The sequence below is a fragment of the Chimaeribacter californicus genome, from assembly GCF_002858675.1.
GTDB lineage: Bacteria > Pseudomonadota > Gammaproteobacteria > Enterobacterales > Enterobacteriaceae > Chimaeribacter > Chimaeribacter californicus.
Window position 1 is genome coordinate 305,296 of sequence record NZ_PJZF01000003.1, and the last position, 12,818, is coordinate 318,113.

The window sequence follows — 12,818 nt, forward strand, 5'->3', positions numbered from 1 at the left end:
AATACACTACCGATCTGCCATAAAAAAGCCAGCCCGCAGGCTGGCTTCAAGACGCGTGGGCGGGGGAGAGCTCCGCCGCCCGGTTTAGTCATGCAATCAGGCGTCGTCGCCCTCTTCTTCTGCGTCATCGGCCTCGTCGAGGTCAGCCTCTTCCGGCTCATCCTCTTCTACCGGCAGCTCGCCTTCTACCGCGACCACACCGTCCAGCTCTTCATCTTCCACCGGCTCCGCCACACGTTGCAGGCCGACCACGTTTTCATCTTCCGCAGTACGGATCAACGTGACGCCCTGGGTGTTACGGCCCACGATGCTGACTTCAGAGACGCGGGTACGCACCAGCGTGCCGGCATCGGTGATCATCATGATCTGGTCGCTGGTATCCACCTGCACCGCGCCGACTACCGGCCCGTTACGCTCGCTGACCTTGATGGAGATCACGCCCTGCGTGGCACGGGATTTGGTCGGGTACTCGGCGGCCGCAGTGCGCTTGCCGAAACCGTTCTGCGTGACGGTGAGGATGTCACCCTCGCCGCGCGGCACAATCAATGACACCACGCTGTCGGTTTCCGCCAGACGGATGCCGCGCACACCGGCCGCAGTACGGCCCATTTTACGCACGGCGCTCTCGTTGAAGCGCACCACTTTCCCGGCGGCGGAGAACAGCATCACTTCGTTGCTGCCGTCCGTCAGGTCAACGCCAATCAGCTCGTCGCCCTCGTTCAGGTTCACCGCGATGATGCCCGCGCTGCGCGGACGGCTGAACTCGGTGAGCTCGGTTTTCTTCACCGTACCGCTGGCAGTCGCCATAAAGACGTAACGCCCCTCTTCGTACTCCCGCACCGGCAGGATCGCCGTAATGCGCTCGTTCGGCTCCAGCGGCAGCAGGTTGACGATCGGCCGGCCGCGTGCGCCGCGGCTGGCTTCCGGCAGCTGGTAGACCTTCATCCAGTAGAGGCGGCCCCGGCTGGAGAAGCAGAGGATGGTGTCGTGGGTGTTCGCCACCAGCAACCGGTCGATGAAGTCCTCTTCCTTGATGCGGGCGGCAGATTTGCCTTTCCCGCCACGGCGCTGGGCTTCATAGTCCGTCAGCGGCTGGTACTTCACATAACCCTGGTGGGACAGCGTCACCACCACATCTTCCTGGTTGATCAGGTCTTCGATGTTGATGTCCGCGGTGTTGGCGGTGATTTCCGTGCGGCGCGCGTCGTTGTACTGATCTCTTATCGCAATCAGCTCTTCACGGATGACTTCCATCAGCCGGTCAGGGTTTTCCAGGATAAAGATCAGTTCCGCGATCTGGTTGAGCAGCTCTTTGTACTCATCCAGCAGCTTCTCATGCTCCAGGCCGGTCAATTTCTGCAGACGCAGATCCAGAATCGCCTGCGCCTGCTGCTCGGTCAGGAAGTATTTGCCGTCACGGATGCCGAACTCCGGCTCCAGCCACTCCGGGCGGGCCGCGTCGTCACCGGCACGGGCCAGCATCTCAGAGACATTGCCCAGCGCCCACGGGTGGGCCACCAGCGCGGCTTTCGCCTCGGCCGGTGACGGTGCCTGGCGGATCAGCTCAATGATTGGGTCGATATTGGCCAGCGCAATTGCCAGCGCTTCCAGGATGTGGGCGCGGTCACGCGCTTTGCGCAGTTCAAAGATGGTACGGCGCGTCACCACTTCACGGCGGTGGCGCACAAAGGCGGACAGGATGTCCTTGAGGCCGAGGATCTTCGGCTGCCCCTGGTGCAGTGCCACCATGTTGATGCCGAACGACACCTGCAACTGGGTCAGGGAGTAGAGGTTGTTCAGCACCACTTCCCCGACGGCGTCACGTTTGATCTCGATGACAATGCGCATGCCGTCTTTGTCGGATTCATCGCGCAGCGCGCTGATGCCCTCGACGCGCTTCTCTTTCACCAGCTCGGCGATTTTCTCAATCAGCCGCGCCTTGTTCACCTGATACGGGATCTCGTGAACGATAATGGTTTCGCGGCCGGTTTTGGCGTCGGCTTCCACTTCCGCGCGCGCGCGGATATAGATTTTGCCGCGCCCGGTGCGGTACGCCTCTTCAATGCCGCGGCGGCCGTTGATGATGGCGGCGGTCGGGAAGTCCGGCCCCGGGATGTGCTCCATCAGCCCTTCAATGCTGATGTTCTCATCGTCAATGTAGGCCAGGCAGCCGTTGATCACTTCCGTCAGGTTGTGCGGCGGGATGTTGGTGGCCATGCCCACGGCGATCCCTGACGAGCCGTTAACCAGCAGGTTGGGGATTTTGGTCGGCATGACGGCCGGGATCTGCTCGGTGCCGTCATAGTTCGGGACGAAGTCGACCGTCTCTTTTTCGAGATCCGCCAGCAATTCATGGGCAATCTTCGACATGCGCACTTCGGTGTAACGCATCGCCGCGGCGGAGTCGCCGTCGATAGAGCCGAAGTTGCCCTGCCCGTCAACCAGCATGTAGCGCAGCGAGAACGGCTGCGCCATACGGACGATGGTGTCATAGACCGCAGTGTCGCCATGCGGGTGGTATTTACCGATGACGTCACCGACCACACGGGCCGATTTCTTATAGGCTTTATTCCAGTCGTTACCCAGAACATTCATTGCGTACAGTACGCGGCGGTGCACCGGTTTCAACCCATCGCGCACATCCGGAAGCGCACGCCCGACGATAACGGACATGGCGTAATCCAGATACGAGCTCTTGAGCTCTTCTTCGATGTTGACCGGTGTGATTTCTCTGGCAAGGTCGCTCATGGAGCTGCTATCCCTCTACTGAATGGTTCATCTGCCCGCTGCCTGTGGATAGGCAAAGGTGTAAAACTATACCACAAACCGCCCATTCGTGGGAAACAAAGGCACCATTATGCCCCGGTTTTCATGCCTTTCCGGTGCGGGGGGCGCGCCACAAATCTGCCGCCGCGCCGCAGTAATATGTATAATCCGGGATATTGAAGGTTAAGGAGTGATAAAGCCGATGAATGAACAGCACGCTGCACCGGCCGCTGCGCCGCAAAACGTTGACCAGAACGAAATCGCCAAATTTGAGGCCGTGGCCTCACGCTGGTGGGACCTGGAAGGGGAATTCAAGCCGCTGCACCGCATCAACCCGCTGCGCCTGAATTACATCATCACCCGCGCTGACGGCATTTTCGGCAAGAAGGTGCTGGACGTCGGCTGCGGCGGCGGCATCCTGGCCGAGAGCATGGCGCGCGAGGGCGCGGACGTCACCGGGCTGGACATGGGGGCCGAGCCGTTGCAGGTGGCGCGCCTGCATGCGCTGGAGGCGGGCGTCACGCTCAATTACGTGCAGGAGACGGTAGAGGCGCACGCCGAGGCCAACCCGCAGCAGTATGACGTGGTGACCTGCATGGAGATGCTGGAGCACGTGCCGGACCCGGCGTCCGTGGTGATCGCCTGCGCCAAGCTGGTGAAACCGGGCGGCCATGTCTTCTTCTCTACCCTGAACCGCAACAACAAAGCCTGGCTGATGGCGATTGTCGGCGCGGAGTATGTGCTGAAGATGGTGCCGAAGGGCACGCATGACATCAAAAAGTTCATCAAGCCGTCTGAGCTGCTGCACTGGGTCGATCACACCCCGCTGGTGGAGCGCCATATCATCGGCCTGCACTACAACCCGCTGACCAACCGCTTCAAGCTGGCGCCGAATGTGGACGTCAACTACATGGTGCATACGCAGTACCCGGCCCCGCGCTGACCGGCGCTCTGCCACATTTAATGCCGCTCCGCCAGCGCTTTTTTAAGAATTACCGCAGCCCGGCGGGCGGCATATCCGAATAAATCTTTATTTTTAGGCATTTGGCACGCGCCGTTGCAGAAATACGCGTTTTTAGAATAGTAAACCACATCAATATAGCGATTTTTTCTAACGTTTAATAAATCAGCAGTCGATCAAGTTTTGAAAAAATATAAGAATTTCCTATCGAAGATATTGACAGCGCAGCCACGCCAGCGCTGCTGGGCGTTTCACCGTTGCTTCACATTTTAACCCCCAAGTTATCCACAATCTCCGGCGGTTTTGTCCCCTTGTCAATTCACTGAACTGACACTATCTTGTTAGCCGAACTGACGACACCCACAATATATTGTGTTTATATCCTGACCAACTGCCTATACTTCGTTTGCTGCTGCGCATTATGCTGCGCGGTGCGGCGCTGGCCGTTTATAAACCTTTAAGGTACGCACCCCATGAACCAGAGTCTGCTTGTTACTAAACGTGATGGCCGCAAAGAACGCATCAATCTTGATAAAATCCACCGTGTCATCGACTGGGCCGCGGAAGGGCTGCAAAACGTCTCCGTTTCCCAGGTAGAGCTGCGTTCCCACATCCAGTTTTATGACGGCATCAAAACCGCCGACATCCATGAAACCATCATCAAAGCCGCCGCGGACCTGATCTCGCGTGACGCGCCGGACTACCAGTACCTGGCTGCCCGCCTGGCGATCTTCCACCTGCGTAAGAAAGCCTACGGCCAGTTTGAGCCGCCAAAACTGCTTGAGCACGTCAGCCGCATGATTGACCTGGGCAAGTACGATAAACATCTGCTGGAAGACTACACGGCTGAAGAGTTCGAGCAGATGGACAGCTTTATCGACCACTGGCGCGACATGACCTTCTCCTACGCCGCCGTGAAGCAGCTGGAAGGCAAGTACCTGGTGCAGAACCGCGTGACCGGCGAGATCTACGAAAGCGCCCAGTTCCTCTACATCCTGGTGGCGGCGTGCCTGTTCTCCAACTACCCGCGTGAGACGCGCCTGGATTACATCAAGCGCTTCTACGACGCGATCTCAACCTTCAAAATCTCGCTGCCGACCCCGATCATGTCCGGCGTGCGTACCCCGACCCGTCAGTTCAGCTCCTGCGTGCTGATTGAGTGCGGCGACAGCCTCGACTCGATCAACGCCACCTCCAGCGCCATTGTGAAATATGTCTCCCAGCGTGCCGGCATCGGCATCAACGCCGGTCGCATCCGTGCGCTGGGCAGCCCGATCCGCGGCGGCGAGGCCTTCCACACCGGCTGTATCCCGTTCTATAAGCACTTCCAGACCGCGGTGAAATCCTGCTCGCAGGGCGGCGTGCGCGGCGGTGCGGCCACCCTGTTCTACCCGATGTGGCACCTGGAAGTGGAAAGCCTGCTGGTGCTGAAAAACAACCGCGGCGTGGAAGGCAACCGCGTGCGCCACATGGACTACGGCGTGCAGCTCAACAAGCTGATGTACCAGCGCCTGGTGAAAAACGAAGACATCACCCTGTTCAGCCCGTCTGACGTGCCGGGGCTGTATGACGCCTTCTTCGCCGATCAGGATGAATTTGAGCGCCTGTACACCAAATATGAGCAGGATGAGAGCATCCGCAAGCAGCGCATCAAAGCGGTTGAGCTGTTCTCCCTGATGATGCAGGAGCGCGCCTCCACCGGCCGTATCTACATCCAGAACGTGGACCACTGCAACACCCACAGCCCGTTTGACCCGGCCATCGCGCCGGTGCGCCAGTCCAACCTCTGCCTGGAGATTGCGCTGCCGACCAAACCGCTGGAAGACGTCAACGACGAGAACGGCGAAATCGCCCTGTGTACCCTCTCCGCCTTCAACCTGGGCGCGATTGAGAGCCTGGACGATCTGGAAGAGCTGGCTACCCTGGCGGTGCGTGCGCTCGACGCGCTGCTCGACTACCAGGACTACCCGATCCCGGCCGCCAAACGCGGCGCAATGGGCCGCCGCACCCTGGGTATCGGCGTGATCAACTACGCCTACTACCTGGCGAAAAACGGCGTGCGTTACTCCGACGGCAGCGCCAACAACCTGACGCACCGCACTTTTGAGGCGATCCAGTACTACCTGCTGAAAGCCTCGAACAACCTGGCGAAAGAGCAAAGTGCCTGCCCGTGGTTCAACGAAACCACCTACGCACAGGGCATCATGCCGGTGGACACCTACAAGCGTGACCTGGACGCGGTATGCAGTGAGCCGCTGCACCTCGACTGGGACAGCCTGCGTGCCGACATCAAAGAGTTCGGCCTGCGTAACTCCACGCTCTCAGCCCTGATGCCGTCCGAGACTTCGTCGCAGATCTCCAACGCCACCAACGGCATCGAGCCGCCGCGCGGCCACGTCAGCATCAAGCAGTCGAAAGACGGCATCCTGCGCCAGGTGGTGCCGGAGTATGAGCGCCTGAAAGACGCCTACGAACTGCTGTGGGAAATGCCGAACAACGACGGCTACCTGCAACTGGTCGGCGTGATGCAGAAGTTCATCGACCAGGCGATCTCGTCCAACACCAACTATGACCCGTCACGTTTTGCGGGCAACAAGGTGCCGATGAAGCAGCTGCTGAAAGACCTGCTCACCGCCTACAAGTTCGGCGTGAAAACGCTCTACTACCAAAACACCCGTGACGGCGCGGAAGATGCCCAGGATGACCTGGCCCCGTCGATTCAGGATGACGGCTGCGAAAGCGGCGCCTGCAAGATTTAACACAGGGGGGCCGGGTGAATGCCCGGCCCCTGCTGACAGACAGGATTTGCACTATGGCCTATACCACGTTTTCCCAGACTAAAAACAACCAGCTGCTGGAGCCGATGTTCTTCGGCCAGCCGGTGAACGTTGCCCGCTTTGACCAGCAGAAACACGCGATCTTTGAGAAGCTGATCGAGAAGCAGCTCTCCTTCTTCTGGCGACCGGAAGAGGTGGACGTCTCGCGCGACCGCATCGACTTCCAGGCCCTGCCGGACCATGAGAAGCATATCTTCCTCAGCAACCTGAAGTACCAGACGCTGCTGGACTCGATCCAGGGGCGCAGCCCGAACGTGGCGCTGCTGCCGCTGATCTCCATCCCGGAGCTGGAAACCTGGATTGAGACCTGGTCCTTCTCTGAGACCATTCACTCGCGCTCTTACACCCACATCATCCGCAACATCGTCAACGATCCGGCGCTGGTGTTTGATGACATCGTGACCAACGAAGAGATCCTGAAGCGCGCCAAGGACATCTCCGGGTATTACGATGAGCTGATCACCATGAGCGGCTACTACAACCTGCTGGGTGAAGGCACGCACCAGGTCAACGGCGAAACCGTTGAGGTGAGCCTGCATGAGCTGAAGAAGAAACTTTACCTTTGCGTGATGAGCGTCAACGCGCTGGAGGCGATCCGCTTCTACGTCAGCTTTGCCTGCTCCTTTGCCTTTGCCGAGCGCGAGCTGATGGAAGGCAACGCCAAAATCATCCGCCTGATTGCGCGTGACGAGGCGCTGCACCTCACCGGCACCCAGCACATCATCAACCTGATGCGCTCCGGCGCGGATGACCCGGAGATGGCGGAGATCGCCAAAGAGTGCCAGCAGCAGAGCTATGACCTGTTCGTGCTGGCGGCGCAGCAGGAGAAAGAGTGGGCGGAATACCTGTTCCGTGACGGCTCGATGATTGGCCTGAACAAAGACATCCTCTGCCAGTATGTGGAGTACATCACCAACATCCGTATGCAGGCGGTGGGGCTGGATCTGCCGTTCAAAACCCGCTCCAACCCGATCCCATGGATCAACAGCTGGCTGGTGTCGGACAACGTGCAGGTTGCACCGCAGGAAGTGGAAGTCAGCTCTTATCTGGTCGGCCAGATTGACTCGGAAGTCAACGCTGACGACCTGAGCGACTTCCAGCTCTGATATGGCCGGCGACTCCCTGACGCGCGGCGGCCACACCATTCTGCTGCGCAGCAGCGGCGCGCAACTCCCCTGCGCGCCGGAACACCGTTGCCTGCTGGAGCTGCTGGAAACCCACCAGCTTGAGGTGGAGTACCAGTGCCGCGAGGGCTATTGCGGTGCCTGCCGCGTGCGGCTGCTCAAGGGCAGCGTCAGTTACCACCAGACGCCGCTGGCCTTTATTCAGGAGGGCGACATCCTGCTCTGCTGCTGCCTGCCGCAGGAAGATATTGAGATCGACATCTGATCGCCGCACATAAAAAACGGGCTGAATTTTCAGCCCGTTTTTTTTATTCCCCTTCCCGGTGTTACCGCGCCCGGCTCACCGCCACCCCCAGCTGCCACACCGCCATCGCGTAGTGAGTGCTGTGGTTGTAACGGGTGATCACATAGAAGTTCGGCAGCCCGTACCAGTACTGGTAACCGGTGCCGACGTCCAGACGCAGCAGGCTCACCTGCTGGTTATCATTCAGCGGGCTTAACGGCCGCAGCCCGGCGGCACTCAGCGCGCCCACGGTGTATTTGGTGGTGAAGCCCTGCTGCATCAGCGGTGCCTGCCCGCTGGCCGGGACGGCCACCGTCTGATCTTTCACCCAGCCGTGCGCCTGGAAGTAGTTGGCGACGCTGCCGATGGCGTCTTCCGGGTCCCACAGGTTGACGTGCCCGTCACCGGTGAAATCCACCGCGTAATCCTTGAACGACGACGGCATAAACTGGCCGTAGCCCATCGCCCCGGCAAAGGAGCCGCGCAGCGAGAGCGGGTCATCCCCTTCGCTGCGCGCCATCAACAGGAAGGTTTCCAGTTCACCGGCAAAGTAGTCGGCGCGGCGCGGGTAAGCGAAGGCCAGCGTCGCCAGCGCATCGATAATCCGCGTTTTGCCCATCACCCGGCCCCAGCGCGTCTCCACGCCAATAATGCCGACGATAATTTCCGGCGGCACGCCATAGGTGGTGTAGGCGCGCCGCAGCGCCTGCTCATGCTGGTTCCAGAACACTACGCCGTTTTGCACGTTGTCCGGCGTGATGAATTTTTTGCTGTAACGCAGCCAGGCACCGTTCGGGCCGCTGGGGCGCTGGCCGGGCGTCGGCGCTTGCTGGTTCATCAGCCGCAGCACGTAATCGAGCTGTTTGGTCTGCGCCAGCACATCGTGCAGTTGCTGGCGGTCAAAACCGTGCTCGCGCACCATCTTGTCGATAAAGCGTTCGGTGGCCGGGTTGTTGGCGAAATCCCCGGTCAGCGGGTGGTAGTTGTGGGCCGGTTCCAGCAGGAAACCGCTGTGCGCCGGTGAGGGCTGGGCAGTGAGGTCAGCGGGCTTGGGTTTACTGCTACAGGCGGAGAGCAAAAGACATACAGGCAAAAGTGCAGCAAGGTGACGCATCGGGTTTCCATACAGCCAGAGTAAAAAGAAATGGGCGATATCATAAAACATTGCCCGGTGCGCCGGGAACAGACACCAGCGCACCGCGTGAAAAATAGCGCAATCAGACTTCCGCCAGCCGCGTCATCCACGGGTAGTGGCCCACCGGCGGCCAGCCGTTAAGGTAACGGCGCAACATGTCCATCGCCACCATCGCGATGGTCTCCTGTTGCAGCACCGGGCTGTGGTGTTTCGCGCTGTAGCGCAGGGTCTGGCCGCGGGTACCGGCCGGGGTGTGCAGCGCCAGGCTGATCTCGCCCTCACGCAGTGACCCCACCGCCAGCGCCAGCGGTGCGCCCTGCTGTTCCGCCAGGTCTTGCGCCCGGCCCAGCAGCGCGTCCAGGGTGTCGTCGCTTTCCGGCAGCACCTCACCGGCCGCCAGCGGCACCCCGCCGCCCTGCAACCGCCAGCTGAGCAGCCCGGCGGTAAACTGCTCGCTCAGCGACACACGCAACGCCTGCGTCAGCATCTGCTCCGCCAGCCGCGACGGCAGGCCGCCGGTGCCCTCAAACAGCGTGCTTTCGCCGGCGACTTCGCGCACCCGCTCCCACGCCTGATGCATCGCGGCCTGCTGCGCGCGCGGCCCGGTAAGCTTCAGCTCAATAATCGGGGAGGAGGATCGGTAGCCCATCACCACGCCGTCCGGCAGCGCCAGGCCGTCCAGTTCGGAGGCCAGATCGCTCTCGCCACGGCCAAAGGTGGTCAGGCGCAGGCAGAGCGGCGGCTCCGCCTGCGGGAACTGTTGCCGCAGGCGCGGCACAATCTGCTGCTGCACCATCACTTTGAATTCAGACGGCACGCCCGGCGTAAAAAACAGCCAACAGCGGTTCAGGCGCAGGCTGAAACCGCAGGCGGTGCCGACCGGGTTATCCAGCATCTCGGCGGTGGCCGGGATCTGCGCCTGTTTGCGGTTTGCCGGGGCCATCTCCCGCCCACGCCCGGCAAAAAACGCCTCCATACGGGCGATCCACCCGGCATGTTCCACCAGCTCCACACCGGCGGCGGTGGCGGCCGCCAGCGCGCTTAAATCATCACTGGTCGGCCCCAGCCCGCCGTTCACAATCAACACATCGGCGATCTGGCTGCGCTCCTGCAACACCGCCACCAGCGCCGACAGCTCATCGCCTACCGTCTCACGGCTGGTGAGCGGAAAGCCTTCGTTAAACAGGGTATCCGCCAGCCAGGCGGCATTGGTGTCGGTTATCTGGCCGTGCAGCACTTCATCACCGGTACTGAGCATCTCAACCCTAAGCATCTTTCTCTCCTGCGCATCAATGTGCTTTACAGAGTAGGAAGCCCGGACGGTGATTACAATCCGCCGGACGTAAATAGGCACGGAAACAGAACAGGCCGGGACATGCCCGGCCTGTTTTTCACGGCGGTGTGGGTCAGAAGTTCAGGCTGGCGCCGATATAGGGGCCGTCCGCCACCACGTTGTCGCGGTGATCATCCTTGCCTGACATCGCCATGTAGCGGTAGCCGAGATCCACCGAAAGCAGCGGGATGACGTTCAGGCGCAGGCCGGCATTGGCCTCGGTATAGTCATTGATGCCGCTGGAGAGGGAATCCGGTGAGAAGTAGCCGTCGCCATACAGCGCGAAGTAACGCCCCATCGGCAGTTCCAGGCCGCCGCCCACCGCCAGCGCATACCCTTCATCGCCATCCTTCGGCCCCATGTAAAGCGCCTTGCCGCCGACGGTGCCCATAAACGGCCCCAGCGGCAGGTTAAAGCCCAGCCCGAGCCCGGCGATGTCGCCGTCATTGTCGCTGTGCGCCCAGTTCAGGGTGGTGACCAGCCCCGGCGACGAGGTGCCGAAGCCGACGCCGAGGTGAGTGTAGTGCTGGCCCGCCTGGCCGCTGACGCTGACTGCCTGGGCCGCACCAACACTGAGCAACAGCGCGGCGGCCAGGGCACTTTTCATTTTTTTCATCATGCATTCCTGTAGTGATTAAAACAAAGCGCATTCCCGGCGCAGAGTGTAAACCCGCGATCAAACCAAACCCGTGTTCTGGCGCATAAAAGCGGCAGGTAAAAATCATTACACCCACAGATTATGTGGCTGCAAACTACTGAATAAATAACCAATAGTAGCGATAACCGAGTCCGATTTGCCGTAGATCAACGCCTGCAGGAAGATAGGCGCGCAGAGTGGTACGGCCCTACACCGCCCCGCTTATCTCTCCCTTTCCGGCCGCAGGTTGCCGGGTATCACCACACAGCAGGACTAAAAAAATGACAAAAAAATTTATGACGACATCAGCAGGTGCACCGGTTGTCAGTAATAACAATGTGATGACCGCCGGTCGCCGCGGGCCGATGCTGCTCCAGGATGTCTGGTTCCTGGAGAAACTGGCGCACTTTGACCGCGAAGTGATCCCCGAGCGCCGGATGCACGCCAAAGGCTCCGCCGCCTATGGCCGTTTCACCGTCACCCATGACATCACCCGCTACACCCGCGCCAAACTGTTTGCGGAGATTGGCAAGCAGACCGAGATGTTTGTGCGCTTCTCTACCGTGGCCGGTGAGCGCGGCGGCGCCGATGCCGAGCGTGACATCCGCGGCTTCTCAATGCGTTTCTACACCGAAGAGGGCAACTGGGATCTGGTCGGCAACGACACGCCGGTGTTCTACCTGCGCGACCCGCTGAAATTCCCTGACCTGAACCACGTGGTAAAACGTGACCCGCGCACCAACCTGCGCAACCCGGTCTACAAATGGGATTTCTTCTCCCACCTGCCGGAAGCGCTGCACCAGCTGACCATCGACTTCAGCGACCGCGGCCTGCCGCGCTCCTACCGCCATATGCATGGTTTCGGCAGCCACACCTTCAGCTTTATCAACCATGACAACGAACGTTTCTGGGTGAAATTCCACTTCCGTACCCAGCAGGGCATTGAGAACCTGATGGACGACGAAGCCGCCGAACTGATTGGCCGTGACCGCGAAAGCTCGCAGCGTGACCTGTTCGAGGCGGTGGAAAACGGCAATTTCCCGCGCTGGACGATGTTCGTGCAGGTGATGCCGGAGAAAGAAGCCTCCCAGGTGCCGTATAACCCGTTTGACCTGACCAAAGTGTGGCCGCACGCCGACTACCCGCTGATCGAAGTCGGGGAGTTCGAACTGAACCGTAACCCGGACAACTACTTCGCTGAAGTGGAACAGGTAGCGATGACCCCGGCCAACGTGGTGCCGGGCATCGGCTTCTCGCCGGACCGCATGTTGCAGGGGCGTTTGTTCTCCTACGGCGATGCGCACCGCTACCGTCTGGGCGTGAACCACCACCAGATCCCGGTGAACCAGCCGCGTTGCCCGTTCCATAACACCCACCGCGACGGCGCCATGCGCGTGGACGGCAACGGCGGGAACAACGGCCCGACCTATGAGCCGAACAGCTTCGGCCTGTTCCAGGAGCAACCGGACTACAGCGAGCCGCCGCTGTCACTGGAAGGCGCGGCCGACCACTGGAACCACCGCGAAGATGATGACTACTACAGCCAGCCGCGCGCGCTGTATAACCTGCTGAGTGACGAGGAGCACCAGCGGATGTTTACCCGCATCGCCGGTGAACTGGCGCAGGTGCCGGAGAGCATCCGCCAGCGCCAGATCGATCTGTTCTTCAAGGTGCACCCGGAATATGGTCAGGGCATTGTGGATGCGCTGAATCTGGTGAGATAAGCTGCTGACGTGAACAGG

The 12,818-nt window shown here is 60.5% G+C and carries 9 protein-coding genes; 5 read left to right on the top strand and 4 right to left on the bottom strand.

Features of this window, described 5'->3' with window-relative positions; all coding sequences use genetic code 11:
* Positions 1-96: 96 nt before the first annotated feature.
* On the bottom strand, positions 97-2,748 hold the full coding sequence (gene gyrA / locus CYR55_RS06110; RefSeq protein ID WP_101815258.1) for a DNA topoisomerase (ATP-hydrolyzing) subunit A: 2,652 nt from the start codon (positions 2,746-2,748) through the stop codon (positions 97-99).
* Positions 2,749-2,968: 220 nt separating this feature from the next.
* On the opposite strand from gyrA, the gene ubiG reads away from it, so the two are divergent.
* The 4 genes from ubiG to yfaE all read left to right on the top strand — a co-directional run bounded on the left by ubiG (position 2,969) and on the right by yfaE (position 7,953).
* Positions 2,969-3,709, top strand: a complete 741-nt coding sequence (ubiG, locus tag CYR55_RS06115) for a bifunctional 2-polyprenyl-6-hydroxyphenol methylase/3-demethylubiquinol 3-O-methyltransferase UbiG (protein WP_101815259.1) — start codon at positions 2,969-2,971, stop codon at positions 3,707-3,709.
* A gap of 491 nt (positions 3,710-4,200) precedes the next feature.
* Positions 4,201-6,486: a class 1a ribonucleoside-diphosphate reductase subunit alpha gene (nrdA, locus tag CYR55_RS06120; protein WP_101815260.1), complete on the top strand. Its 2,286-nt coding sequence runs from the start codon at positions 4,201-4,203 to the stop codon at positions 6,484-6,486.
* 53 nt (positions 6,487-6,539) lie between these two features.
* The gene (gene nrdB / locus CYR55_RS06125; RefSeq protein WP_101815261.1) at positions 6,540-7,670 is read left to right on the top strand and encodes a class Ia ribonucleoside-diphosphate reductase subunit beta; all 1,131 of its coding nucleotides are present in this window, start codon (positions 6,540-6,542) and stop codon (positions 7,668-7,670) included.
* 1 nt (position 7,671) lies between these two features.
* Positions 7,672-7,953, top strand: coding sequence for a class I ribonucleotide reductase maintenance protein YfaE (yfaE, locus tag CYR55_RS06130; RefSeq protein ID WP_101815262.1), 282 nt, complete (start codon positions 7,672-7,674; stop codon positions 7,951-7,953).
* 61 nt (positions 7,954-8,014) lie between these two features.
* Here yfaE and mltB read toward each other — a convergent pair whose 3' ends face one another.
* The 3 genes from mltB to CYR55_RS06145 form a co-directional block, all read right to left on the bottom strand.
* On the bottom strand, positions 8,015-9,085 hold the full coding sequence (gene mltB / locus CYR55_RS06135; RefSeq protein WP_101815308.1) for a lytic murein transglycosylase B: 1,071 nt from the start codon (positions 9,083-9,085) through the stop codon (positions 8,015-8,017).
* Positions 9,086-9,188: 103 nt separating this feature from the next.
* Positions 9,189-10,379 carry a nicotinamide mononucleotide deamidase-related protein YfaY gene (locus CYR55_RS06140; RefSeq protein WP_101815263.1) on the bottom strand — a complete coding sequence of 397 codons (1,191 nt, stop codon included), beginning with the start codon at positions 10,377-10,379 and terminating at the stop codon, positions 9,189-9,191.
* A gap of 133 nt (positions 10,380-10,512) precedes the next feature.
* A complete protein-coding gene (locus CYR55_RS06145; protein WP_241522091.1) occupies positions 10,513-11,058 on the bottom strand; it encodes a YfaZ family outer membrane protein in 546 nt (181 codons plus the stop codon).
* Between the two features lie 299 nt (positions 11,059-11,357).
* Between CYR55_RS06145 and CYR55_RS06150 the strand changes: the two genes are divergently transcribed.
* Positions 11,358-12,800, top strand: a complete 1,443-nt coding sequence (locus CYR55_RS06150) for a catalase (RefSeq protein ID WP_101815265.1) — start codon at positions 11,358-11,360, stop codon at positions 12,798-12,800.
* Positions 12,801-12,818: the final 18 nt, after the last annotated feature.